The sequence below is a fragment of the Rhizobium quercicola genome (assembly GCF_021168455.1).
GTDB lineage: Bacteria > Pseudomonadota > Alphaproteobacteria > Rhizobiales > Rhizobiaceae > Ferranicluibacter > Ferranicluibacter quercicola.
The window spans coordinates 248,504-271,828 of record NZ_JAJOZR010000004.1; the positions used below are offsets into that span (position 1 = coordinate 248,504).

The 23,325-nt window shown below is 65.9% G+C and carries 24 protein-coding genes; 13 read left to right on the forward strand and 11 right to left on the reverse strand.

Annotated elements, in window-relative coordinates; all coding sequences use genetic code 11:
* Positions 1-21: 21 nt before the first annotated feature.
* From pssA to LRX75_RS08055, 4 genes are all read right to left on the reverse strand, one after another.
* The gene (gene pssA / locus LRX75_RS08040; RefSeq protein WP_231813328.1) at positions 22-870 is read right to left on the reverse strand and encodes a CDP-diacylglycerol--serine O-phosphatidyltransferase; all 849 of its coding nucleotides are present in this window, start codon (positions 868-870) and stop codon (positions 22-24) included.
* 151 nt (positions 871-1,021) lie between these two features.
* Positions 1,022-1,720: a phosphatidylserine decarboxylase gene (locus LRX75_RS08045; protein WP_231813330.1), complete on the reverse strand. Its 699-nt coding sequence runs from the start codon at positions 1,718-1,720 to the stop codon at positions 1,022-1,024.
* A gap of 230 nt (positions 1,721-1,950) precedes the next feature.
* A complete protein-coding gene (locus tag LRX75_RS08050; RefSeq protein ID WP_231813332.1) occupies positions 1,951-3,837 on the reverse strand; it encodes an ABCB family ABC transporter ATP-binding protein/permease in 1,887 nt (628 codons plus the stop codon).
* Positions 3,838-4,032: 195 nt separating this feature from the next.
* The gene (locus LRX75_RS08055; protein ID WP_231813333.1) at positions 4,033-6,021 is read right to left on the reverse strand and encodes a LysM peptidoglycan-binding domain-containing protein; all 1,989 of its coding nucleotides are present in this window, start codon (positions 6,019-6,021) and stop codon (positions 4,033-4,035) included.
* Positions 6,022-6,276: 255 nt separating this feature from the next.
* Here LRX75_RS08055 and LRX75_RS08060 point away from each other — a divergent pair, with 255 nt between their 5' ends.
* Positions 6,277-6,897 carry an LOG family protein gene (locus tag LRX75_RS08060; RefSeq protein ID WP_231813334.1) on the forward strand — a complete coding sequence of 207 codons (621 nt, stop codon included), beginning with the start codon at positions 6,277-6,279 and terminating at the stop codon, positions 6,895-6,897.
* Between the two features lie 39 nt (positions 6,898-6,936).
* Here LRX75_RS08060 and rarD read toward each other — a convergent pair whose 3' ends face one another.
* On the reverse strand, positions 6,937-7,908 hold the full coding sequence (rarD, locus tag LRX75_RS08065; protein ID WP_231813335.1) for an EamA family transporter RarD: 972 nt from the start codon (positions 7,906-7,908) through the stop codon (positions 6,937-6,939).
* Between the two features lie 298 nt (positions 7,909-8,206).
* On the opposite strand from rarD, the gene LRX75_RS08070 reads away from it, so the two are divergent.
* The 3 genes from LRX75_RS08070 to LRX75_RS08080 all read left to right on the forward strand — a co-directional run bounded on the left by LRX75_RS08070 (position 8,207) and on the right by LRX75_RS08080 (position 10,906).
* The gene (locus tag LRX75_RS08070) at positions 8,207-10,207 is read left to right on the forward strand and encodes a bifunctional 2',3'-cyclic-nucleotide 2'-phosphodiesterase/3'-nucleotidase (RefSeq protein WP_231813336.1); all 2,001 of its coding nucleotides are present in this window, start codon (positions 8,207-8,209) and stop codon (positions 10,205-10,207) included.
* A gap of 124 nt (positions 10,208-10,331) precedes the next feature.
* On the forward strand, positions 10,332-10,607 hold the full coding sequence (locus LRX75_RS08075) for a ribbon-helix-helix domain-containing protein (RefSeq protein ID WP_231813337.1): 276 nt from the start codon (positions 10,332-10,334) through the stop codon (positions 10,605-10,607).
* Entirely contained in the window at positions 10,604-10,906 is a 303-nt protein-coding gene (locus LRX75_RS08080; protein ID WP_231813339.1) for a type II toxin-antitoxin system RelE/ParE family toxin, read from the forward strand. Before LRX75_RS08075 ends, LRX75_RS08080 begins: the two co-directional genes overlap by 4 nt.
* Before the next feature lies 1 nt (position 10,907).
* Here the strand turns inward: LRX75_RS08080 and cimA are convergent, their stop codons facing one another.
* From cimA to cysS, 5 genes are all read right to left on the reverse strand, one after another.
* A complete protein-coding gene (gene cimA, locus LRX75_RS08085; protein ID WP_231813341.1) occupies positions 10,908-12,524 on the reverse strand; it encodes a citramalate synthase in 1,617 nt (538 codons plus the stop codon).
* Positions 12,525-12,527: 3 nt separating this feature from the next.
* Entirely contained in the window at positions 12,528-13,505 is a 978-nt protein-coding gene (gene pip, locus LRX75_RS08090; RefSeq protein ID WP_231813343.1) for a prolyl aminopeptidase, read from the reverse strand.
* Positions 13,502-13,993, reverse strand: a complete 492-nt coding sequence (locus LRX75_RS08095) for a GFA family protein (protein WP_231813345.1) — start codon at positions 13,991-13,993, stop codon at positions 13,502-13,504. Before LRX75_RS08095 ends, pip begins: the two co-directional genes overlap by 4 nt.
* The gene (locus LRX75_RS08100) at positions 13,990-14,478 is read right to left on the reverse strand and encodes a GFA family protein (RefSeq protein ID WP_231813346.1); all 489 of its coding nucleotides are present in this window, start codon (positions 14,476-14,478) and stop codon (positions 13,990-13,992) included. Before LRX75_RS08100 ends, LRX75_RS08095 begins: the two co-directional genes overlap by 4 nt.
* Positions 14,479-14,710: 232 nt before the next feature.
* On the reverse strand, positions 14,711-16,168 hold the full coding sequence (gene cysS, locus LRX75_RS08105; RefSeq protein WP_231813348.1) for a cysteine--tRNA ligase: 1,458 nt from the start codon (positions 16,166-16,168) through the stop codon (positions 14,711-14,713).
* Positions 16,169-16,704: 536 nt separating this feature from the next.
* Here cysS and LRX75_RS08110 point away from each other — a divergent pair.
* Positions 16,705-16,881, forward strand: a complete 177-nt coding sequence (locus tag LRX75_RS08110) for a hypothetical protein (protein WP_231813350.1) — start codon at positions 16,705-16,707, stop codon at positions 16,879-16,881.
* Positions 16,882-16,934: 53 nt separating this feature from the next.
* Here the strand turns inward: LRX75_RS08110 and LRX75_RS08115 are convergent, their stop codons facing one another.
* A complete protein-coding gene (locus LRX75_RS08115) occupies positions 16,935-17,735 on the reverse strand; it encodes an SOS response-associated peptidase (RefSeq protein WP_231813353.1) in 801 nt (266 codons plus the stop codon).
* 116 nt (positions 17,736-17,851) lie between these two features.
* Here LRX75_RS08115 and LRX75_RS08120 point away from each other — a divergent pair, with 116 nt between their 5' ends.
* From LRX75_RS08120 to LRX75_RS08155, 8 genes are all read left to right on the forward strand, one after another.
* On the forward strand, positions 17,852-18,277 hold the full coding sequence (locus LRX75_RS08120) for an NUDIX hydrolase (protein ID WP_231813355.1): 426 nt from the start codon (positions 17,852-17,854) through the stop codon (positions 18,275-18,277).
* Positions 18,278-18,327: 50 nt separating this feature from the next.
* Positions 18,328-18,768 carry a TIGR02301 family protein gene (locus LRX75_RS08125; protein WP_231813357.1) on the forward strand — a complete coding sequence of 147 codons (441 nt, stop codon included), beginning with the start codon at positions 18,328-18,330 and terminating at the stop codon, positions 18,766-18,768.
* Between the two features lie 125 nt (positions 18,769-18,893).
* Positions 18,894-19,163 carry a hypothetical protein gene (locus LRX75_RS08130; RefSeq protein ID WP_092988168.1) on the forward strand — a complete coding sequence of 90 codons (270 nt, stop codon included), beginning with the start codon at positions 18,894-18,896 and terminating at the stop codon, positions 19,161-19,163.
* 160 nt (positions 19,164-19,323) lie between these two features.
* A complete protein-coding gene (locus LRX75_RS08135; RefSeq protein ID WP_231813359.1) occupies positions 19,324-20,142 on the forward strand; it encodes a hypothetical protein in 819 nt (272 codons plus the stop codon).
* A gap of 192 nt (positions 20,143-20,334) precedes the next feature.
* The gene (gene ygfZ / locus LRX75_RS08140; RefSeq protein ID WP_231813361.1) at positions 20,335-21,195 is read left to right on the forward strand and encodes a CAF17-like 4Fe-4S cluster assembly/insertion protein YgfZ; all 861 of its coding nucleotides are present in this window, start codon (positions 20,335-20,337) and stop codon (positions 21,193-21,195) included.
* Positions 21,192-21,812 carry an HD family hydrolase gene (locus LRX75_RS08145; RefSeq protein WP_231813468.1) on the forward strand — a complete coding sequence of 207 codons (621 nt, stop codon included), beginning with the start codon at positions 21,192-21,194 and terminating at the stop codon, positions 21,810-21,812. Before ygfZ ends, LRX75_RS08145 begins: the two co-directional genes overlap by 4 nt.
* Complete coding sequence (locus LRX75_RS08150; protein WP_231813363.1) at positions 21,809-22,357, forward strand: tyrosine phosphatase family protein; 549 nt, start codon at positions 21,809-21,811, stop codon at positions 22,355-22,357. The genes LRX75_RS08145 and LRX75_RS08150 overlap by 4 nt, the downstream gene beginning before the upstream one ends.
* Positions 22,347-23,324 carry an NUDIX hydrolase gene (locus LRX75_RS08155; RefSeq protein WP_231813365.1) on the forward strand — a complete coding sequence of 326 codons (978 nt, stop codon included), beginning with the start codon at positions 22,347-22,349 and terminating at the stop codon, positions 23,322-23,324. Before LRX75_RS08150 ends, LRX75_RS08155 begins: the two co-directional genes overlap by 11 nt.
* Position 23,325 lies beyond the last annotated feature (1 nt).

The window sequence follows — 23,325 nt, forward strand, 5'->3', positions numbered from 1 at the left end:
TTGGCTCCTCGGCCCGCCGGCCTACTGTCCCGGCAGGCCGTCGTCCCGGACGCCCTCGGGATGCTCCGGCCACTTGCTGCCGTATTTCTTTTTCCAGGCACGGGCGCCGAAGGGGAGCGTGGCGAGGTAGGCGATGGCGGTGATGACCATGGTTTCCCAGGTGAAGCTCATCAGGGTCGCGACGTAGATGACCACGGCCAGGATGACCGGGAGAACCAGATCGCGGCGAACGCGGTTCTCCGACTTTCCGGACCACACGGGTAGGCGGCTGACGAGCAGGAAGGCGATGAGCAGCGTATAGGCCGAGAAAACGAGGCCCATGGTGCGGTTGGGCTCGACGCCAATGAGGCCGAGATAGACCGGCAGCAGCACCAGCATGGCGCCGGCCGGCGCGGGAACGCCGACGAAATATTCCGACTGCCATTTCGCCTTGATGTCGCGCTCGGCCATCACGTTGAAGCGGGCCAGCCGCAGGCCGGCGGCGATGACGTAGATCAAAGCGGCGATCCAGCCGATCGACTTGGCCTCGTCCAGCACATAGGCAAAGAGCACCAGCGCCGGGGCGACGCCGAAATTGACGATATCGGCCAGCGAATCCATCTGCACGCCGAATTTCGACGTGGCCTTCAGGAGGCGGGCGATGCGGCCATCGACGCCGTCGAGAAAGGCCGCCACCAGCACCATGGCGACCGCCAGCTCGAACCGCCCTTCGAAGGCCATCCGCACGCCCGTCAGGCCGGCGCAGATGGCCAGCACCGTGATCAGGTTGGGAATGAGCAGACGCAGCGGGATTTCGCGCAGGCGCGGCCCGCGGGCTTCGTCGTCTTTCGGCCCGTTCGGCTCGTAGGGGGGAAACGGCGTCGTATCCATGGCGCTTGGGTCCTCGGGAGCACAGGCGGGACGCATGGTCCCTGGGAATGAATTGCAGTTCAACATAGCGCGGCGGCGGAAGCGGTCCAGCGCGGTCTCGCGTCGTCCCGATCAAAGCAGCGCGATCGGGACGACGTCGGATCGAGATATGTCAGTCGCGGCGGCCGAGCGTCGGGCCCTTCTCGGAGCCGAACTCGGCCAGCACGGTCTCGCCGGCGATGGCGAGCTGTCCGAGGCTGACGCGCGGCTCGGCACCGGCCGGCAGGAAGACGTCGAGGCGCGAGCCGAAGCGGATGAGGCCGAACCGCTGGCCGGCCTGCAGCTGCTCGCCCTGCGACGACCAGCAGATGATGCGGCGGGCGACGAGGCCGGCGATCTGCACCGTGCCGATCGCGCCATGCGCCGTCTCGATGACGAGGCCGTTGCGCTCGTTCTCGCTGCTGGCCTTGTCGAGTTCGGCATTGACGAACTGTCCGGCGCGGTAGGCGATGCGGGTGATGGTGCCGCGCATGGGCGCACGGTTCACGTGGCAATTGAAGACGTTCATGAAGACGGAGATGCGCAGCATCGGCTCGAAGCCCAGGCCGAGCTCTTCCGGCGGCACGATGTGCGCGATGGACGAGACGCGGCCATCGGCCGGGCTGATGACGAGGTCGTCATCGACGGGGGTCACGCGCTCGGGGTCGCGGAAGAAGTAGGCGCACCAGGCGGTGAGGAGGAAACCGATCCACAGCAGCGGCTCCCACAGGAAACCGAGAAGAAGGGAGACGACGAAGAACCCGGCAATGAAAGGGTAGCCGGCCTTGTTGATCGGCACCAGCGTGTTGCGAACGGACGTGATCAGGCTCATGAGGGCAGCGTCTCCATTAAACTCCGTTCCTGCACCTATAGGGAAACGTGCCCTGCGGCAACAATCGCGGTCATCATGGAGGATATGGAGCGGGGCCGCGAGAACGGTAGCGTGCCGCTGCGCGAAAGGCGCCACGCAGCGGCAGCACGAACCGACCGTCGACCGCATATGGCCGATGGCAGATCCGCATAGGGCAGCGTTCGAGACAGGAACGCCGACCGAGAAGCGTCTCAGACCGCCGGCGGGCGGCGGGTGACGATGCCGAGGTCGTCTTCGTCCTGCACCTTCTTCAGCTGTTCGGCCGCCTGTGTCGCCTCGCGCTGGCGGCTCCACATCGAGGCGTAGAGGCCGTCGCGGTCGATCAGTTCGCCATGGGTGCCGCGCTCGGCGATGACGCCGTCCTTCAGCACGATGATCTCGTCGGCCTGAATGACGGTGGAGAGGCGGTGGGCGATGACGAGCGTCGTGCGGTTGCGCGAGACGATGTCGAGGGCTGCCTGGATCTCCTGCTCGGTGCGCGTGTCCAGCGCCGAGGTCGCCTCGTCGAGGATGAGGATCGGCGGGCTCTTCAGCACGGTGCGGGCGATCGCCACGCGCTGCTTCTCGCCGCCGGACAGTTTCAGACCGCGCTCGCCGACCATGGCGTCGTAGCCCTCCGGCAGCGTCTCGATGAAGGTGCCGATCTGCGCGATGTCGGCGGCCGCCTCGACCTCCGTCTTGGAGGCGGAGATGCGGCCGTAGCGGATGTTGTAGGCGATGGTATCGTTGAAGAGCACGGTATCCTGCGGGACCATGCCGATGGCCGCGCGCAGGCTCTTCTGCGTCAGGCTGCGGACGTCCTGCCCGTCGATGGTGATCGCCCCCTGCTGCACATCGTAGAACCTGTAGAGCAGACGCGACAGCGTGGACTTGCCGGCACCCGAAGGGCCGACCACGGCGACGGTCTTGCCGGCGGGCACCTCGAAGCTGATGCCCTTGAGGATGGGGCGCGCCGGATCATAGGCGAAATGCACGTCCTTGAAGACGATGGCGCCCTTGTCGATCGCGAGTTCCCTCGCGCCGGGACAGTCCACCACCTCGGCCTGCACCTCGAGCAGATCGAACATCTGCTCGATATCCGTCAGCCCCTGGCGGATTTCGCGGTAGACGAAGCCGATGAAGTTGAGCGGGATCGACAGCTGCATCAGCATGGCGTTGATGAAGACGAAGTCGCCGATGGTCTGCTCGCCCCGCTGCACGGCCAGCGCCGACATGATCATCATGATGCCGGTGCCGAGGCCAAAAATGAGTGCCTGTCCGAAGTTCAGCCAGCCGAGCGACGTCCAGACCTGCGTCGCCGCCTTCTCGTAGCGCGCCATCGACTGGTCGAAGCGCGTCGCCTCCATCTGCTCGTTGCCGAAATATTTGACGGTCTCGAAGTTGAGCAGCGAATCGATCGCCTTCGTGTTCGCGTCCGTGTCGCTGTCGTTCATCGAGCGGCGGATGGAGATGCGCCAGTCGCTCGCCTTGACCGTGAACCAGATATAGACCGCGACCGTGACGGCGGTGACCAGAAGGTAGGAGAAGCCGTAGCCCCACCAGAAGATCGCCGCGGTCAGCAGGAACTCGATCAGCGTCGGCACGGTGTTGAGAATGGTGAAGCGGACGATCGTCTCGATGCCCTTCGTACCGCGCTCGATGATGCGCGACAGGCCGCCGGTGCGGCGCTCCAGGTGAAAGCGCAGCGAGAGCTGGTGCATGTGCACGAAGGTGCGATAGGCGAGCTGGCGCACCGCATGCTGGCCGACGCTGGCAAAGAGCGCATCGCGCAGCTGGTTGAGGCCGGCCTGCAGCAGGCGCGCCAGATTGTAGGCGACGACCAGCATCAGGGCGCCGGTCATGACAGCGGGCAGGACGCCGCCCATGTCGGCGCGGCCGTTCAGCGCGTCGGTCGCCCATTTGAAGAAGTAGGGAACGAGCAGCAGCACGACCTTGGCGATCAGCAGGATCACCGTCGCCCACACCACGCGCATCTTCAGGTCAGCCCGGTCGCTCGGCCACATATAGGGCCACAGGTTGAGGATGGTCCGGAGCGGATTGCCGGCATCGGCCGACACAGTCTTCTTCTGGTCCGTCATGTCTCTTCGATTTCCAGCCGGCAGTGCCGTGCGTCCGACAGCGGGAGCGCCGGTCGAACATGCAGAGGTCAAACGTACGAACGGCGCCCCCTGAGGGAGGCGCCGTCCGCGTCGATCTTCACATAGGCTTACCCGGCGGCCGCGGCAATGGTCTTGCGGCCATGCCTTTGCGCGTTACCGTCTCACGCGCTGCCGTCAGGGCGCATGCTGCATGTGCCGGCGGTGGATTTCCTGCGATTCCGCGTCCGGCAGCGCCTTGTCCGGCACGCCGAAGACCTGACCCGGCAGGATGCGGTCGGGATCGAGGATCTGGTCCTCGTTGGCCACATAGATCGTGGTGTAACGCACCCCTGCCCCGTAGACGCGCCGGGAGATCTGCCACAGCGTGTCGCCGCGGCGGATGATCACCGAACTCTTGCTCTGCTGAAGCGGCGCCTGCTGCACGGTTTCCGGCTCACCGCCGGCCGTCTGCGGAGACGCGGCAACGGCCGGCTCGGACGGGGTTGCGCCCGGCTCGGTGGAGGGCGTGCCGGCATTCGTGTTCGCGGCGGGCGCGCCGGTCGTCGGTTCGCCGGACGAGGATTGCCCGCTCGAGGATTGGCCGGGAGCGGTCGTCTGGCCCGCGGGCGCCGGCGATGGCGTAGCGGTCGGGCTGTTCGCCACAACGGCCGGCGAAGTCTCCAGCACGCGGGCCATGGCGGCGTCGAGACGGCCGAGTGCGGCGCCGACGGCGGCGGCATCGCGCGGCAGTGGCTTCAGGATGGCGAGCGCTTCGCCAGCCGCCTTCGTGGTGGCGTTGACACGATCGGTGACGCCGGCCTGCATGCCGGCGACAGGCTTGACGCCGGCGAGCGACGTGAGGGCGATTTCCGTGGCCGAGCGTGCGGCCGCGAGCTGGTCGAGACCGGGCAGCTTGCCGCTGGCATAGAGACCTTTCAGAAGCGCGAAGGCCTTGGCCGCCTCCATGCGCGAGGCATCGAAGATGGCGCCGTCGAAGGCGGGATCGGAGCCGCTGGCCGGCGTCTGGGCGACGGCCGAGATCTGGTCGCCTTCCGGACGCTCGAAGGGAACGGCGGCGCGCATCTGCACCTTGCCGTCGGCGCCGACCATATCGACCCGGATGACGTGCTGGCCGACGGACAGGCCGAGTTCGCCATCGATGACGAAGCGACCCTGCGCATCCGCCTTGCCTTCGCCGACCAGCTGGTCGTCGGCATAGATGCGAACGGTTGAGCCCGGACGGGCCGTGCCGGCGACGAACAGCTTTCGGCCCTCGATTTCGACGGCGGAAACGGCAACCGGCGAGGCCGGTGTGCCCTGAGCCGGGGCGCTCTGGGCCGGTGTGCCCTGGGCGGGAGCGGGTGCGGAGGGTGTCGCCGCGGGCGTCTGAAGGGCGGCCTGATCACCCGTAGTCGGTGTTGCGCCCGACGGTACCGCCGGGGCTGCGGCCGCCGGGGCTGCCGGCTCGCTCGGTGCGGTCAGGATCCGGCTCGCCTCACCCGGCTTCGTCACCATGGCGAGAAGCTGGCCGTTGTCGACCTTGGGAATGGAGACGGTTGCCACCTCGTCGGAGGCGGTGACGGCGCCGGACGGCGTCGTGCTACGCAGCGTCAGCTGATAATCGCCGGGCGGCAGCGGCTTGTCGAAGACGGCCGCGAAATCGCCGGTACCGCCCACATCGGCCGTGCCGACGACGGCATTGCCGTTGACGATCTCCAGCTTGCTGTTGGGCTCGGCACGCCCGGCAATGACGGTCGAGCCATCGGGCTCGACGCGCAGCACGTCGAAGCTCGGCGTATCGGTACCGTCAGCCGTTTCGGAAGGTGCAGCGGGTGTCGGGGCCGAAGACGGCGCGGCGGCACCGTCGGTGGGTGCCGGCTGGGCGGTCTTTGCCGGATCGCTATTCGGCTGCGCAGAGGGGGTGGCCGGAGTGGCCGGGGTCGTCGCGCCCGCGGGGTTTGCGGCATCGCCGGCACCGGGACGGCTGCCCTTGGCGTCGGCCGTCGTGGTATCGCCGTTGCCGGGCGTCCCATCCACATCTGCCGAAGGACTTTCCGCGCCCGTGCCCTGGGCACGCGTCGGCGGCGTCTCGTCACCGACATTCGGCAACACGACGAAGATCATCAAAAGCGTGGCGATTGCCAGCACGACGAGCGCGACCAGACCTGCCGTATTCTTCCTCATGCACCTCTCCACCACGGAGGTTTCGGCGGACCGTGTCCGCCAAAAACGCTTGCCGTGTTCATCAGCCCGCACCGGGGGCCCTATCGTCTTGCGCGCAGGCGGCTCCGCACACTGCGCATCTCTTGAAATTGCTAGCGATATCCGGCCTTCTCCACAAGCAGCGATGCATGTTCTGAAGCCTTCGTGCGTGCCTTTTTACATGTTTTGCCCGTTCCGTCCCTTGACGCGGTGCGGGACCGGATGTCTGCTTCCCCCATGAGCGATCAAACTGTTCCGATTCGATCCATCTGCGTCTATTGCGGGTCCCAGCCCGGACGCGAGCCCGAATTCATGGATGCGGGCCGCAGGCTCGGCAAATCCATCGCAGAGCATCACATGCACCTCGTCTATGGCGGCGGCACCAAGGGCATCATGGGCGCCGTCGCGAGCGGCGTTCTGTCCCACGGCGGCCGCGTGACCGGCATCATACCACAGTTCCTGATCGATATGGAGGCCACCCGGCACTCGCTCGGTCAGCTGAGCGAGCTGGTCGTGACGGCCGACATGCACGAGCGCAAGCACAAGATGTTCGAGCGGGCCGATGCCTTCGTGACGCTGCCGGGCGGCATCGGCACGCTGGAGGAGATCGTCGAGATCATGACATGGGCGCAGCTCGGGCGGCACCGCAAGCCGATCGTGCTCGTGAACATCAACGGATTCTGGAACCCGCTGATGAAGCTGATCCACCACATGGCCGACAGCGGTTTCATCCACACGGCGCATCTCGTGCAGCCGCTGGTCATCGACGACCCGGACGAGGTGGTGCCGGCACTGCAGGCGCACTGGGCCGGCACGATCGATCGCGGCGGCGAGAGCGATATCATCGACAAGCTGTAACGTGCATCCCCTTGAGGCCGGCGGCGCGCGGGTGCCGGGTCAGGCCTTCAGGGACGCTGCGGCCTGTCGGGCGTTGCGGCTCTCCACGAGCATCGAGCCGGTATAAATCACCAACGCCATCCAGATCAGCCCGAATGCCATCAGCTTCACCATGCCGAACGGCTCGTGGAAGACGAAGACCGCAATGAGGAACACCATGCTGGGCGCGATATACTGCATGATGCCGATGGTGGAGAGACGCAGCAGCTTGGCGCCGTTGGCATAAAACAGCAGCGGCACGGCGGTGACGACGCCGGATGAGATGAGCCACACCACATCGGCGATGCCCGTATCGGTGAAATGCCCCTGCCCCGAGCTTTCCAGATAGACGATGTAAGCGAGCGAGGGCACCGAGAGCAGCATGACCTCGAGGAAGAAGCCCTGGTTCGGCCCGACCGGCAGGGTCTTGCGGAAAAAGGCGTAGAACCCCCAGGACACGCAGAGCCCGAGCGACACCCAGGGCAACCCGCCGGCATCCACGGCGATGATCGCGACGGCGGCGACCGCAAAGCCGATGGCGACCAGCTGCGCCCGGTTCAGCTTTTCCTTCAGCAGCACGGCGCCGAGGAAGATCGAGAAGAGCGGATTGATGTAGTAGCCGAGCGCGGCCTCCAGCGTTCGCCCGACGCTGATGGCCCAGACATAGACGCCCCAGTTGAACGTGACGAGCGTCGCCGTCAGCGCCGCCATGGCAAGCATGCGCGGCGAGCGCAGTGCGACCTTGAGATCCGCGGTGCGGCCGAGCCACAGGATGAACGCGCCGACGAGCGGCACCGACCAGACGATGCGGTGGGCGACGACTTCGGCCGCCGGAATATGGGCGATGCCTTTCATGAACAGCGGCAGGAAGCCCCAGCAGGCATAGGCGACGGCGGCAAGGAGGAAGCCGCGCGGGCTGTCGCCGTTGCCGGGAACCACGGCCGCCGGTACGGCGCCGGTCGTCGCCAGCGGCTTGCCTGTCCTATCAGCCATGTCGTGACCCTCCTCCGGCCTCTGCGCCCTGCTTGCGCGTCGCCGCTTGCGCGGACGGTTACGTCTTGCGGACGCAGGTCGCTTCAGGGCGCGGCTTACGCGAAAAGGCGCTGCCGCTCCAATTCATTTCCCTGAACCATCAACGAATTCTGGTGACACACGACGGTCGCTTTTGCCTGCGAGATTTCCGATGGCGGTTCGCTCGTCGCAGACGGGCCGATGCCGTCCGCCCGAAGGTCGCCAAACCCGCCTTTTGGTATATGGTCCCTTCGAAGTGATCCGGCACGAAAGGAACGTCATGTCCTCCCCCTCAGCGCCCTTCCTCTCCCTCGCCCCGATCGTCACCCGCCGGGCTTTCCTCGGCGGGCTTGCATCGGCCTCCGGGCTTGTCATGCTGCATCCGTTTGCCGCGCAGGCGAACGCCAACCAGGCGCATCTGCGCCTCATGGAAACGACCGACATCCACGTCCACGTCTATCCATACGACTATTACGGCGACAAGCCGAACGAGACGCTTGGCCTCTCGCGCACCGCCTCGATCATCGACGCCATTCGCGCCGAGGCGGGCAATACCCTGCTGGTCGACAATGGCGACTTTCTGCAGGGCAACCCGATGGGCGATTTCATGGCCTACCAGAAGGGTCTGAAGGAGGGCGACGTCCACCCTGTCATCAAGGCCATGAACCTGCTCGGCTACGAGGCGGGCACGCTCGGCAATCACGAGTTCAATTACGGGCTCGACTTCATGGCAAAGGCGCTTTCCGGCGCGAACTTCCCTTATGTCTGCGCCAATCTGACGACGGGGACGCTGGCCGAGGATCCGACCAGGGACGCGCTGTTCTTCAAGCCCTACACGATCATCGAGAAGACGGTGACCGACGGCAGCGGTGCGACGAGCCTGTTGAAGATCGGCCTGATCGGCTTCGTGCCGCCGCAGATCATGCTCTGGGACGTGAAGAACCTGGAAGGCAAGGCGCAGACGCGCGACATCGTGGAAGCCGCCCGTTCCTGGGTGCCGGTGATGAAGGAGGACGGCGCCGACATCATCGTGGCGCTGTCGCATTCCGGCATCGACGGCAGCGGCCAGACGGACCGCATGGAAAACGCCTCTCTCTACCTCGCCGGCGTCGAGGGCATCGATGCGGTACTGACCGGCCACCAGCATCTGGTCTTTCCCGGGCCGAAGAGCTTCGACGGCATTGCGGGCGTGGACCCGGTCAAGGGCACACTGCAGGGCAAGCCGGCCGTCATGGCGGGCTTCTGGGGCTCCCATCTCGGGCTGATCGATCTGCTGCTGGAACGGGATGGCAAGAGCTGGAAGATTGTCGACTTCACCACCGAGGCCCGGCCGATCTACCACCGCGAGGACAAGACGGTCGTGGCCGACGTCAACGACCGCGCCGACGTGCTGGCCGCCGCCAAGGCCGAACACGAGGCGACCCTCGCCTATGTCCGAACGCCCGTCGGCAAGACTTCGGCGCCGCTCTATTCCTATTTCGCGCTGGTGGCGGACGACCCGTCCGTGCAGATCGTGTCACAAGCCCAGACCTGGTACGTCAGGGACATGCTGAAGGAGACGGCATGGAAGGACCTGCCCGTTCTCTCGGCAGCCGCCCCCTTCAAGGCCGGCGGTCGCGGCGGCGCCGACTACTACACCGACGTGCCCGCGGGCGACATCGCCATCAAGAACGTCGCCGATCTCTATCTCTATCCCAACACGGTGCAGGCCGTCGTCATCACCGGCGCACAGGTGGAAAACTGGCTCGAAATGTCGGCCGGCATGTTCAATCGCCTGGCACCTGGCCAGACGGACCAGCCGCTGCTGAGCACCGGCTTCCCGTCCTACAATTTCGATGTCATCGACGGGGTGACCTACGAGATCGACCTGTCGCAGCCGGCGCGTTTCGACACGGACGGCAAACTGGCCGATGCGACCGCGCACCGCATCACGGATCTGAAATTCGACGGCCAACCCATCGATCCCGCACGAAAATTCGTGGTCGCCACCAACAATTACCGCGCCGGCGGCGGCGGCAAGTTTCCGGAAATCGCCAGCGACAAGGTCGTCTTCGCCGCCCCCGATACCAACCGCGACGTCATCGTCCGCTACATCCACGACCAAGGCACGATCAACCCCGCCGCCGACGCCAACTGGCGCTTCAAGCCCCTGCCCGGCACGACGGCCCTGTTCGAAACGGGCCCGAAGGCGCGGCCGCTGCTAGGCCAAGTCAAGGCGGCGAAGATTGAGGATGCGGGAGATGGCGCGGATGGGTTCGCACGGTTTCGGCTGGTATTGTGAGGCTTCCGTCCACAGGAATTTGAACGGTCACTCACCTCTATGACGCTGCGCAACCGTCCGCAAAAGTATTCCCGTTTGAGACCTCATGCGATAGAATACCGTCAAATTTCAAGGAGCCGAAGACATGCAGGCATTTCGCATCACTCTTCCGGACGACATGGCAATGCTGGTGAAGGAAAAGGTCGCCTCGGGCGAATATGCCACCGAAAGCGATGTCTTCCGCGAGGGGCTGATGACGATCGCCACACAGGATGCGGCTTTCGAAACCTGGTTGCACGACGAGGTGCTGCCAACTGTCGATGCGCTCTCACGGGAACCGGGTCGCACGATGAGTGCGGAAGAATCCTGGGCGGCGATCAAAGATCACATCGACAGGTCCAGCTTTAAAGATAAGCCGTGAGCGACCTGACTGTCCGGTTCACGCCGGAAGCCAACGCCGATCTGACGGAGCTCTTCGACTATCTTGCACCGCGAGCCGGGTCCGCCGTCGCCCTGAAGTATGTCGGTGACATCCATCAACATTGTCTCAGCTTCGCCCTCTTTCCCGCGTGCGGTTTCGCAAGGAATAATGTGAGCCCTGGCCTCCGCATCGTTGGCTTTCGCCGCCGGGCAAGTATTGTCTTTCAGGTGCAGGACGAACAGGTCATTATCATTCGCATATTTCATCGCGGCCGCGATCTTCGCGTCTCCGAAGAGTGATCTACTCCGCCGCGGCCGCCACAGCGCCATCGCGGTTTTTCAGCAGCTTGAAAACGATGCTGTCCATCAAGGCCTGGAACGAAGCGTCGATGATGTTGTCGGAGACGCCGACGGTCCACCAGCGGGCGCCGGTGGCGTCGGTGGATTCGATGAGGACGCGGGTGATGGCCTCCGTGCCGCCGTTGAGGATGCGGACCTTGTAGTCCGCGAGTTCGAGATCGGCGATCTCGTGCTGGTACTTGCCGAGATCCTTGCGAAGCGCGAGATCGAGCGCATTCACGGGGCCGTGGCCTTCCGCGACGGACAGCGTCTCCTCGCCGTCGATGAGGACGCGGACGACGGCTTCCGACACGGTCTTCAGCTGACCGTTGGCGTCGAACCGGCGTTCGACCATGACGCGGAAGCTCTCGACATGGAAGAAATCGGGCACATGGCCGAGGGTGCGGCGGGCGAGGATGGCGAAGCTCGCATCGGCGCCCTCGTAGGCATAGCCGGTCGCCTCGCGCTCCTTGACGATGGAGATCAGCCGGTCGAGGCGCGGATCGTCCTTGCCGACCACGATGCCGCGCCGCTTCAAGGCATTGATGAAATTGGCCTTGCCGCCCTGGTCCGACACCATGACCTTGCGCAGGTTGCCCACACTTTCCGGCGTCACATGCTCGTAGGTGCGCGGGTCCTTCAGCAGTGCGGAGGCGTGGATGCCGGCCTTGGTGGCAAAGGCGGAGGCGCCGACATAGGGCATCTGGTGATCGGGCGAGCGGTTGAGCAGCTCGTCGAAGGCGTGGGAGAGCTTGGTCAGCTCCTGCAGGCGGTCGGTGTCGATGGCCGTCTCGAAACGGCTGGCATAGACCTCCTTCAGCGCGAGCGTCGGAATGAGGGTGACGAGGTTGGCATTGCCGCAGCGCTCGCCGATGCCGTTCAGCGTGCCCTGGATCTGGCGAACGCCGGCCTCGACCGCGGCCAGCGAATTGGCCACCGCCTGACCCGTGTCGTTATGCGCGTGGATGCCGAGGCGGTCGCCGGGGATGCCGGCGGCCACGACGGCGGTGACGATCGTGAGGATCTCCTGCGGCTGCGTACCGCCATTGGTGTCGCAGAGGACGATCCAGCGTGCGCCGGCATCATAGGCGGCCCTGGCGCAGGCGAGCGCGTAGTCGGGGTTTGCCTTGTAGCCGTCGAAGAAGTGTTCGCAATCGACCATGGCCTCGCGGCCGCTGATCACGACGGCCTCCACGGAGGCTGCGATATTGTCGAGATTTTCCGCGTTGGTGCAACCGAGCGCGACGGCGACGTGATAGTCCCAGCTCTTGGCCACGAGACAGATCGTGTCGCTCGCCGACTGCAACAGGCCCGCGAGCCCGGGATCGTTGGCGGCGGACACGCCGGTGCGCTTCGTCATGCCGAAGGCGACGAAGCGGGCGTTGCGGGTGCGGCGCTTGGCGAAGAAGGCGGTATCGGTCGGGTTCGCGCCGGGATAGCCACCCTCGACATAGTCGATGCCGAAATCGTCGAGCATGGCGGCGATCGCGATCTTGTCCTCGACGGAAAAATCGACGCCGGGCGTCTGCTGCCCGTCGCGCAGCGTGGTGTCGAAGAGGAAGATGCGCTCGCGCTTCATGAATCAGGCTTCCTTGCCGGCGAAAGTATCTGTGGCGCGGATCATCCGGTCGAGGATACCGGGCTCGCTCATGGCGTGGCCCGCGCATTCGACCAGATGGAATTCCGCCTGCGGCCACGCCTTGTGCAGCGCATAGGCGTATTTCGCCGGGCACGGCATGTCGTAGCGGCCCTGGATGATGACGCCGGGAATGCCGTGGAGGCGGTGGGCGTCACGCACGAGCTGGCCTTCGTCCATCCAGCCGGCATGCACGAAATAGTGCGTTTCCAGCCGGGCGAAGGCATCGGCGAAATCGTCTTCGGCGAATTTGCTGCTGGTATCGGGCTGCGGCAGAAGCGTGATCGTCTCGCCTTCCCAGGTGCTCCAGACCTTGGCCACCTCGCGGCGCAGCGCCAGGTCGTCGCCCGTCAGGCGGCGGTAATAGGCCTGCATCATCTCGTGGCGCTCTTCCGGCGGAATCGGTGCGACGAAGCGTTCATACTTGTCGGGGAACATCTCCGACACGCCAAACTGGTAGTACCAGTCGAGCTCGGCCTTCGTCAGCGTGTAGATGCCGCGCAGCACCAGTTCCGAGACGTGCTCTGGATGGGTTTCGGCATAGGCGAGCGCCAGGGTCGAGCCCCAGGAGCCGCCGTTCACGAGCCATGTGTCGACACCGACCATCTTTCGCAGGCGCTCGATGTCGGCCACCAGATGCCAGGTCGTGTTCGCCTCGAGGCCCGCATGCGGCGTGGACTTGCCGCATCCGCGCTGGTCGAAGAGGAGAACGTCGTAGAGAGCGGGATCGAACAGCCGGCGATGGTTCGGGCCGCTGGTGCCGCCGGGGCCGCCATGCAGGAACACGGCGGGCTTGGCGCCGGGGGTGCCGGACCGCTCCCAATAGATCGAATGCCCGTCGCCAACGTCGAGATGGCCGGAGGCATAGGCTTCGATCGGCGGATAAAAGCCGCGCAGGCTATCGGTATCGTTTTCGAAGGTCATAGGCTCAGTCCATGGGTCGGCCAGTCGGCCGTATCGTGATCGGGGTGCTGGAAGGAGATGATGGCTTCCTGCTGCGCGTAATAGTCCGGATCGCTGTGCACCGGCTGGTCGAAGATGGTGGTGACCCAGGGGATGCGGGCCTCGACATTGACCTGAATCTGCGGCGCGAGATCGGAGCGGTCGTCGAAGGCGCCGATGGCGATTTCGAGCCCGCCGGGATGACGATAGGCGAGCGGCGTGCCGCAGGAGGCGCAGAAGCCGCGGGAAATGTTGATGGATGACTGAAACCAGGCGGGCTCGCCGCGGCTCCAGCTCAGCCCGTTTTCAGGCGTGGTGACTAGGGGCCCGAAGAAGCCGCCGAAGGCCTTCTGGCACATGCGGCAATGGCAGATCGACGGGCGGCCGAGCGTGCCCCTGATGCGGAAGCGCACGGCACCGCACTGGCAGCCGCCTGTTCTGTCGTCGCCCGTTTTCTCGACGTCGCTCATTGCTGTCTCTCCTCAGGCGGCCATTGGCCCGTTTCGTGATCGGGGTGCTGGTAGGAGACCAGCGTGTCCAGAAAGGGCGCGGCCGTGATGTCGGCCATGGTGTCCTGCTCCGGCAGATCGCAGATGCCGTCGACGTAAGGAAGCTTTGCTTCCGTACCCCACTGGATCACGGGCGCGATCGACGCGGGGTCGTCGAAGGTGGCAATGGCGAGCGCCACGCCGTCCGGTGCCTCATAGGTCAGCGGTGTGCCGCAATCGGCGCAGAAGCCGCGCCGCACATGGTTGGAGGACTGGAAGTGCTTCGGCTGTCCCCGCGTCCACAGGAGCTTGGCCTGTCGCACGGAAACGAGCGGCATGTAGAAGCTGCCGGATGCCTTCTGGCACATGCGGCAATGGCAGACGGAGGCGTCGCCCAGCGCACCGTCCACCCGGAAGCGAAGGGCACCGCACTGGCAGCCGCCGGTATATCCATTGATCGTCACCATACGGTCCTCGTCTGGCCGGGCGGATGGAAAAGACCTGCGGCAACAATGGCGTGCCGCCCGTCGCTCACAGAATGAGTCTTGCCGTAGAAGCATTGCATGAACGACCAGGTCACCGCTTTTCTCCCGCACTCGACGTCTGTCGTCGTCTCACGCCGGCCGATCCGGCGATCCCGTCCATCCGCATTCCATTCCGATCCGGCGCGCAAAGCAAGCCCGCCGCGCCCGGCCGTTTCTAGCGCTTGACCTCCCAGGTCGTCACCCGCTCGCCCGTCCCGGCATCCTTCCCATCCTTCAGCTGGATGCCTTCCGCGAGCAGTTCATCCCGGATCCGGTCGGCGTCCGTAAAGTTGCGGGCCTTGAGCAGCGCCAGCCGCTCCTCGATCCGTTGCGTCACGCCGGCCCATTTGTCTTCGTCGGCAAGACTGAGGTCGAGATCGGTCGCCTGCTGGCTCAGATGCTCGATGGCCTCGAAGCCCAACAGGTCGAGCAGCCCGAGGAAGGCGGACGCGGCGTCCGAATCGCCCTTCACCGCATCGTTTGCCAGCTGGTTGATGCCGGTGATCACGGGATAGAGATTGAGATCGTCGAGCACAGAGCTCTCCGGCGGCAGGGTCCAGACGGGCGCCTCCGTGTGTTCGGCCAGAAGAGCGGCGATCCGGACCTTGGCGTCGGCCCAGCGCCGCACCATTCCCTGCGCCTCCTCCAGCCGCTTGAGGCTGAAATCGATCGGCTGGCGGTAATGCGTCATCAGCATGGCAAGGCGCAAAACCTCGCCCGGCCATTTCCGCCCGCCGAAATCTTCCGTGTGCAGGAGGTCGTGGATGGTGACGAAGTTGCCGTCCGATTTCGACATCTTGCGACCTTCGATCTGCACGAAGCCATTGTGCATCCAGACATTGGCCATGGCCGTCGTGCCGTGAGCGCAACGAGACTGGGCGATCTCGTTCTCGTGGTGCGGGAAGATGAGGTCGAGGCCGCCGCCATGGATGTCGAACGTTTCGCCGAGATAGCGGTGGCTCATGGCCGAGCACTCGATGTGCCAGCCCGGACGGCCGCGGCCCCAGGGGCTCTCCCAGCCGGGTTCGTTGTCGGAAGACAGCTTCCACAATACGAAATCGCCGGGGCTCCGCTTGTGCGCATCGACGGCAATGCGGGCGCCCGCCTGCTGCTCGTCGAGATTGCGATGCGAGAGCGCGCCGTAATCGGCCATCGAGGTCGTGTCGAACAGCACCTCGCCAGCCGCGACATAGGCATGGCCGCGCGCGATCAGGGCCTCGATGATCGCGATCATCTCGGCGATGTTCTCGGTGGCGCGCGGCTGGACGGTCGGCTCCAGCGAACCGAGCGCACGCGAGTCGTCCCGGAACTGCGTCTCGGTCTTTTCCGTGACGGCGCGGATGGCCTCGTTCAACGGCAGATCCGGGAAGTCGCGGAGGGCGCGCGCGTTGATCTTGTCGTCCACGTCGGTGATGTTGCGGACATAGGTGACGTTCGCCTCGCCATAGAGATGGCGCAGCAAGCGAAACAGGACGTCGAACACGATGACCGGGCGCGCATTGCCGATATGGGCGAAGTCGTAGACGGTCGGGCCGCAGACATAGAGGCGGACATTACCGGCGTCGATCGGCGCGAAATCGGCCTTTTCGCGCGTCAGCGTATTGTAGAGCCTCAGTGCCGGCACGTCCGTCATGCGTATCGTCTCCCCTTTTGTCATCAATGCTTGTCGTTTGTCCCGAAAGGTCGATCCGGCGGATGGCCGCCAAAGATCACGCGCGCCGGCCTGCCGGCCTTCGCGTTGTCATCTTGGTCTTGGGTAAGGAGACGAAACGGAAAGGGCCAGCGGCAAGCGCTAGCGAATAATCGAGCCGCAGAAAATGCAGGTGTCCGTTTTCATGGCGGCTTTATCGCCGTTCTCGGGCCTTGGGTCAAGAGGCCCACCCTTGGGTCAAGGGGTCGTATGAAGCCTGGAGACTCGCCGCATCGCAGCATGCGCCCGGTTGCATCGCAGCATGTTTTCCCTCGCAAAAAGCTCGCAGGATGGACATGAATTTGTCATGATTGAACCGTTTGAAAACCACAGAATTTCAGGAGATTCGAGCGTGCGGGGACAACGCGAAACGCTCGGTTCTCCGGGAACGAACGAGGTGCTGCAGGTTGTGACCATCCCGCGATGGTTTCGCCCGAACAGGACCCGACCCGGGACGGAATCATGATTAGGAGAGTGACATGACGGAACGCAAGACGGACACGGCCGAGGCCGCTGCCAAGAACGAGACGCTGATCGACCGCTACCGCCCGCTTGGCCTGAAGGCCGTGGCTGCCGCAGCGCTGCACCAGAAGCCCAAGGCTTCGGCGCAACCGGCGAGGGTTGCCGATCGCATTCGCGACTGGCGCGAACACTGATCGCACGCCATGGGCAGGCTCGCCCGTGGCTTGCGATCAGAACAACGGGGTGATCAGAAGAGAGAGAGTTGAGGGCCGTCGCCCTCGTCTGCCGGCCCTGCCGGTGCAGGTTTCTTTCTGTCCGCCCGCTGCGGCGCCTCCGCCGGCGCGGCAAGGCTGACCGGTGTCTGGATATCCGGCGTCGTGTTGGCGACCTTGTTGACCGCGTCGGAGACCGGCACTGCGTCGAACAGGTCGTCATCGGCCGGCACCATCAGGTCGACGACGTCTCGCGGCTCCTGCGTCTTGCAATCGAGCCAGCGGGCGAAGTCTTCGGGCCGGATGACCACCGGCATGCGGTCGTGGATGAAGGCCATGGCCGCGTTGGAGCGGGTCGTCAGGATCGCGCCCGTGTCCATCTCGGACCCGTCGGCCGAAGCCCAGGTTTCCATCAGGCCGCCGAAGGCAACGATGCCGCCGGATTTCGGCCGTATCCAGTAGGCTTGCGATGCAAGGCCGCTGTCCTTGGGATGGCGCCGCCACTCGTAAAAACCCGATGCGGGCACGAGGACGCGACGATGGCGCATGGCCGCGCGAAACGAGGCCTTCTCGATGGCCGTTTCGGCGCGCGCGTTCAGGAGCAGCGGAAAGTCGTTCGGGTCCTTGACCCAGCCGGGGAGGAAGCCCCAGCGCACGAGCGCCGTCCGACGCGGCGGGGTGTTGCTGCGCGGGTCCGTGCGGTCGGCGGCGGCGACGACGAGGATAGGCTGGGTCGGCGCGATGTTGTAGCGTGGCGGAAAGTCACCGGCGTCGATGACGGCCAGCGCCTCCTCAAGCTCTTTCGGCGATACCGTCAAGGCAAAGCGTCCGCACATGATGTCGATCCCCCGTAGCCTCGCCGGATGTCCGGCGTCACGTCTCGCACTCGATCGCGCCCGGCCGTCGGGCTGATGTAGGATCGATTCGCCCGCAACGCCAGAACGGAACCGTCATGAGTGCCTCTCCGCCACCTGCCCTCGCCTCGTCCGCCATCGTCATGCGCAACGGTCGCTACCTGCTCGTGCGCCGCTCCAAGCCGCCGTCCGCCGATATGTTCGCCTTTCCCGGCGGCCGGGCGGAGCCGGGCGAGACGCCGGCGGAAACGGCCGTGCGGGAGCTGTTCGAGGAGACCGGCATCAGAGGCTCGGCCCCTCGGCTCTTTGCCACCTACGACCTGCCGGCGGACACGGCGGACGGCGCGGGCGGGCGGCATTTCTTCTTGTCGGTCTTTCGCGTCGAGGCGGATATCGACGCCGAAGCCGTCGCCGGAGACGATGCAGCGAGCCTTGGCTGGTACAGCGCCGCCGAAATTGCCGACCTGCCGGCGCCACTGAGCGTGCGCGATTGCATCGCCAAGCTGGAAGCCGCGCGGACATGACGGGACGGCCGGGACTTGCGAAATCGTGGGAACCGGGCATTTTCGCCGGCATGAAACGGACGATTCCCTTGCGCGCACGCTTCGCCAGCCTTCTCCTGCTGTCCGGCCTGCCGGTTTATAGCGCTCAGGCGCAGCCGGTGACGGAGCCTGCGCCTGCAGCCCGTGCCGACGTGCAGCCGGCAACGCCGGCGCCGTATGACGCACGGCTTCTGCGGATGGCGGAAATCGTTGGCTCCGTTACCTATCTGCGCACGCTCTGCGCCGACCCGAAAGCCCGGGAGTGGCGCTCCGACATGCAGGCGCTGATCGATCGGGAGGCCGGTGCGGAGCCGGATCGCAAGGCTCGGCTGACGGCCGCTTTCAACAGGGGCTATCGCAGTTTCGCCTCGGTCTATACAAGCTGTACACCGAGCGCCGTGCTGGCCGACCAGCGCTACCGTGACGAAGGGGCAACACTGGCCGCCGAAATCGTCTCGCGCTTCGGAAATTAGGGCTCCGTTAACCTTTTTTCGAACGGGCCATGTCGTTTCGGTAAAAGACTGCTAGTCTTGTTAAGACCATGGTAACAAGTGCCGCCGCGATTCCGATGCGGCGTGATGTGAAAGCGTATAATTGCATGGAACGGTCGATGGAACAGAGCCTCAACGAGATCGACGACATGATCGTCCACGAGAAGATGCAGGCGGCGCTGGAACATCAGAACGAGGCCTGGGCCGACGGCATGGCCGACGGAATCGAGCCCGAGATCATTGCAGACGCCGCCATCGCGCTTGCCATGCGCGAGACGATCCGCCTGCATGGCGAAGACGGTGCCGAGGCCATGCTGAATTCGCTTCGCGAGCGCATGCTGGCCGGCGAGTTTTCTCCGCAGCGTTCGCTTCAATAGCCGCTGCCCGATCCGCACCGTCCCGCACCGCGCACTGCGTGGGAAGGGATTCATACAACGCGCTTCACGTCTCTGTTTTGATGCATGTCGTCGTCCCGAACCCGTTCTTCCTTTTCGGGGCCCATGCAAGAGCCGACGCTTCAGCCGTAACGAGAGTGCCATGACACGTTCGTCGAACAGCCGGACTTCTTCCGCTCTTCTTGGTGCGCTTGCCCTCGCCACCCTTCTTGCCTCGACATGCCTCGTGCCCGCGGCACCGGCCTTCGCGCTGAGCCAGCTGCGCAGCATCCCGGGGGATGCGGCGGCGGGCGAGCGGGACGCGCCCGCCGAGCAGGGCAAGGACGAACCGGCTCCGCCGCGCACGCCCAGCGCCATTCCCATGCCCGACCCGCTGGTGAACAAGCCGACGGCGCCGCCGCGGTCGGGCAATGCCGACGGCCAGACGCCTGGACAGAAGGCACCGGGACAGCAGCCGCCGGGCAAGACGCCGGCGGCCGAGGCCGAAGAAGGGCCCGTCGAGGTGCTCACCGACATCTCCAAGATTCCCAAGCCCGTCGCCCGGATGCGCGAGCTGATCGTCGAGGCCGCCGCCTCCGGCGATATCGAGCGCCTGCGCCCGCTTCTCGGCAAGGGCGAGACGGCGACCGCGATCGGCGACAGCGAGGAGGAGACCGACCCCGTCGCCGCCGTGAAAGGCCTGTCCGGCGATGCCGACGGGCTCGAAATCCTCGCCATCATGCTCGACGTGCTCTCCACGGGCTTCACCGTGATCGACAAGGGAACGCCGGACGAAATGTATGTCTGGCCCTATTTTGCCGCCAAGTCGCTCGACAGCCTGACGCCGCCGGAAAAAGTGGACCTGATGCGCCTCGTCACGGCCGGCGACGTCGCAGCCATGCAGGAGTTCGGCAGCTACAATTTCTACCGCATCGGCATCACCCCCGACGGGCAGTGGAAGTTCTTCATCGGCGGCGATTGACGCCGGATTGCTGTCGGCACCGGCAGACGCTTGCAGCACGACCGGCGAAAGCCTACCTTTTGACGACCCGCAGCGTGCCTCCTGCCACTCCGATCCCTCGGGTGGCGAGAGTGCGCGGGTCAGCGCTCGCACCCTGTCGGGGACGCGTCTCACTTTGCATTTGCAGGGCGTCCAGCCCTTTCAGGATCGACCATGTCTCTTTTCGCAGTCCCCGATCGCGCGCTCGTCACCGTTTCCGGAGAGACGGCGGTCGAATTTCTGCAGGCGCTGATCACCACCGATGTCGTGCAGCTGGCCGCGGACGAGGTACGCCCCGGCGCGCTGCTGACGCCGCAGGGCAAGATCCTGTTCGATTTTCTGGTGAGCCGGACGACAACAGGCGTGCGGATCGAGACCAGCGCGGAACAGGCGCCTGCCCTTCTCAAGCGACTGACGCTCTACAAGCTCCGTGCGCCGATCACGCTCGCTCTCGACACCGAGACCGCGGTCGCCGTGTCGTTCGATGCGGTCGAGGGTGCGCTGCTCGACGTGCGCTTTGCAACGTCGGGCTCTCGCGCCTACCGGGTCTATGGCATCGCGGGCATCGCAGACACCGAGGGACGGGTGGATGCCGCGCGGATCGCGGCCGGCATTGCGGTGTCCGGCGCGGACTATGCGCTGCAGGACGCCTTTCCGCACGACATCCTGCTGGACAGGAATGGCGGGCTTTCGTTCCGTAAGGGCTGCTATGTCGGGCAGGAGGTCGTCTCCCGCATGCAGCACCGGGGAACCGCGCGGCGGCGCGTGGTGACGGTCGAGGGCGCGTCCGACCTGCCGGCGTCCGGCACCGCCATCACGGCCGGCGGCAAGCCGATCGGCACGCTCGGCAGCGTGGCAGGGCGCTCGGGTCTCGCCATCGTCCGGACCGACAAGGTGGGCGACGCGCTGGCGAGCGGAACGGACATCCTGGCGGACGACGTCACGCTGACGCTGGCACTGCCCGCCTGGACCGGGCTTGCCTTTCCCGTGCCGTCGCCCGATGTCGCGCCGGAACCGTCGGAGGCTGGCGCCTGATGTCGCCACGGGCCTGGCAGCGCATGCTTTCCGGCCGGCGGCTGGATCTGCTCGATCCCTCGCCGCTCGATGTCGAGCTTTCCGACATCGCGCACGGGCTTGCGCGCGTGGCGCGGTGGAACGGGCAGACGGATGGGCCGCATGCCTTTTCGGTCGCCCAGCACTCTCTCGTCGTCGAGGAAATCTTTCGCCGCAACGGTCGCCCAAGTGCTGCGGACTGCCAGATGGCACTGCTGCACGATGCGCCGGAATATGTGATCGGCGACATGATCTCGCCGTTCAAGGCCGTCGTCGGCGGTGGCTACAAGGCGGTCGAGAAGCGGCTGGAAGGCGCGATCCACCTGCGCTTCGGCCTGCCGCCGATCACGCCGGAGGCGGTGAAGGAGCGGATCAAGAAGGCCGACCAGATCGCCGCCTTTTTCGAGGCGACCGTGCTGGCCGGCTTCACGCTGGAGGAAGCCCGCCGCATCTTCGGGCAGCCGCGCGGCATCACCTGCGACATGCTGACGATGGAGCCCCTGCCCGCGCTCGAGGCGCAACGGCTCTTCATCGCGCGGTTCGAGGCGATCGAAGCGGAGCGCGCGGGCATCCGCGTTTCGGAAAGAGCGGGATCATGAGCGTCATCATCGTTTCGCCGCTGGCGCGGATCGGCGAAATGGCCGTCCGGCATGGCTGTCGCGACATGCTGAGCCTGATGGCCGTCGGGCACACGTTTCACCGGCCGGGCATGATCGCCGCCGGGCGCCATCTGACGCTCGGCCTGAACGACATCACCTTTGCCGGCAATGACAAGCTGATCGCGCCCGCCGAAGAGCATGTGGACGGCATCGTCGCCTTTGCCCGCGGCTGGCAGCGGGAGACGCCGCTGCTCGTTCACTGCTGGATGGGCGTTTCCCGCTCGCCCGCCGCCGCCGCCATCGCCGCGCTGGCCATCGCGCCGGATCAGGACGACGACGCGCTGGCCGACCGGTTGCGCGCGGCATCGCCCTTTGCCACGCCCAATGCACGGCTGATCGCCATCGGCGATGCCATGCTCGGCCGCAACGGCCGGCTGATCGCGGCCATGAAGCGCATCGGCCGCGGCAAGGACGCGGATGGCAACACGCCGTTCGTCTTCGATCCGAACCCGTCTGCCGCCGTGGTATCCGCCGATGCCGGGTGAGGCCGCGCGGGGCGGCATGACCGTCGAAATCGGCCTGAACGCCGCCATCGTCGCGATGGTGGAGCGGTCGCCGCGCATTCTCGTCGTCAGTAAAGGCGGCGATGGCGGGCGGGATGCCCTGCCCTTCGGCCCGTTCGACCCCGCCACGCACCGCACCTTCGAAACCAGCCTGCGCGCGCGCGTCGAGCAGCAGACGGCGCTCGATCTCGGCTATATCGAACAGCTCTACACCTTCGGCGACCGGGGCCGGCAGCGGCTGGCCAACGAAGACCGCCTGCACATGGTCTCCGTCGGATACCTCGCGCTGACCCGCAGCGATGCGGAGACGACCCTGCGCCTCTCGCAGGCCGGCGCCGACTGGCGGGACTGGTATGTCTACCTGCCGTGGGAGGACTGGCGGCACGGGCGCCCGCCGGTGCTCGATCGCGTCATCCTGCCGGCGCTCGCCACCTGGGAGCGCGCGGACCCCGCCAGCCGCCGCAGCCGCATCCGGCTCGCCTTCGGGCTTGACGATTTCCCCTTCGACGAGGAGCGCGTGCTGGAGCGGTACGAGCTGCTCTACGAGGCCGGGCTGGTGGCCGAGGCGGCCAGCGACGCTGAGGGGCACGACGCCGCCGACGCGGGCCAGCCGGGCGAACCGGTCGGTCAGGCCATGCGCCACGATCACCGCCGGATCGTTGCCACGGCGGTGGCGCGGCTGCGCGGCAAGATCAAATACCGGCCCGTCATCTTCGAACTCATGCCGCCGGCGTTCACGCTGACGGACCTGCAGGGCGCGGTCGAGGCAATCTCCGGGCGACACCTGCACAAGCAGAACTTTCGCCGCCTGGTGGAGGGCGCAGCGCTCGTGGAGCCGACAGGCATGGCGACCAGCGCGACAGGCGGACGCCCGGCCGCGCTCTTCCGGTTTCGCCGCCAGATCCTCGACGAGCGACCGGCACCGGGCCTGAAGCTCGGCAGCCGCTGAG

Coding starts and splice junctions, on each gene's coding strand:
- pssA (WP_231813328.1), bottom strand. CDS start 870: ATGGATACGACGCCGTTTCCCCCCTACGAGCCGAACGGGCCGAAAGAC.
- LRX75_RS08045 (WP_231813330.1), bottom strand. CDS start 1,720: ATGAGCCTGATCACGTCCGTTCGCAACACGCTGGTGCCGATCAACAAG.
- LRX75_RS08050 (WP_231813332.1), bottom strand. CDS start 3,837: ATGACGGACCAGAAGAAGACTGTGTCGGCCGATGCCGGCAATCCGCTC.
- LRX75_RS08055 (WP_231813333.1), bottom strand. CDS start 6,021: ATGAGGAAGAATACGGCAGGTCTGGTCGCGCTCGTCGTGCTGGCAATC.
- LRX75_RS08060 (WP_231813334.1), top strand. CDS start 6,277: ATGAGCGATCAAACTGTTCCGATTCGATCCATCTGCGTCTATTGCGGG.
- rarD (WP_231813335.1), bottom strand. CDS start 7,908: ATGGCTGATAGGACAGGCAAGCCGCTGGCGACGACCGGCGCCGTACCG.
- LRX75_RS08070 (WP_231813336.1), top strand. CDS start 8,207: ATGTCCTCCCCCTCAGCGCCCTTCCTCTCCCTCGCCCCGATCGTCACC.
- LRX75_RS08075 (WP_231813337.1), top strand. CDS start 10,332: ATGCAGGCATTTCGCATCACTCTTCCGGACGACATGGCAATGCTGGTG.
- cimA (WP_231813341.1), bottom strand. CDS start 12,524: ATGAAGCGCGAGCGCATCTTCCTCTTCGACACCACGCTGCGCGACGGG.
- pip (WP_231813343.1), bottom strand. CDS start 13,505: ATGACCTTCGAAAACGATACCGATAGCCTGCGCGGCTTTTATCCGCCG.
- LRX75_RS08095 (WP_231813345.1), bottom strand. CDS start 13,993: ATGAGCGACGTCGAGAAAACGGGCGACGACAGAACAGGCGGCTGCCAG.
- LRX75_RS08100 (WP_231813346.1), bottom strand. CDS start 14,478: ATGGTGACGATCAATGGATATACCGGCGGCTGCCAGTGCGGTGCCCTT.
- cysS (WP_231813348.1), bottom strand. CDS start 16,168: ATGACGGACGTGCCGGCACTGAGGCTCTACAATACGCTGACGCGCGAA.
- LRX75_RS08110 (WP_231813350.1), top strand. CDS start 16,705: ATGACGGAACGCAAGACGGACACGGCCGAGGCCGCTGCCAAGAACGAG.
- LRX75_RS08115 (WP_231813353.1), bottom strand. CDS start 17,735: ATGTGCGGACGCTTTGCCTTGACGGTATCGCCGAAAGAGCTTGAGGAG.
- LRX75_RS08120 (WP_231813355.1), top strand. CDS start 17,852: ATGAGTGCCTCTCCGCCACCTGCCCTCGCCTCGTCCGCCATCGTCATG.
- LRX75_RS08125 (WP_231813357.1), top strand. CDS start 18,328: ATGAAACGGACGATTCCCTTGCGCGCACGCTTCGCCAGCCTTCTCCTG.
- LRX75_RS08130 (WP_092988168.1), top strand. CDS start 18,894: ATGGAACGGTCGATGGAACAGAGCCTCAACGAGATCGACGACATGATC.
- LRX75_RS08135 (WP_231813359.1), top strand. CDS start 19,324: ATGACACGTTCGTCGAACAGCCGGACTTCTTCCGCTCTTCTTGGTGCG.
- ygfZ (WP_231813361.1), top strand. CDS start 20,335: ATGTCTCTTTTCGCAGTCCCCGATCGCGCGCTCGTCACCGTTTCCGGA.
- LRX75_RS08150 (WP_231813363.1), top strand. CDS start 21,809: ATGAGCGTCATCATCGTTTCGCCGCTGGCGCGGATCGGCGAAATGGCC.
- LRX75_RS08155 (WP_231813365.1), top strand. CDS start 22,347: ATGCCGGGTGAGGCCGCGCGGGGCGGCATGACCGTCGAAATCGGCCTG.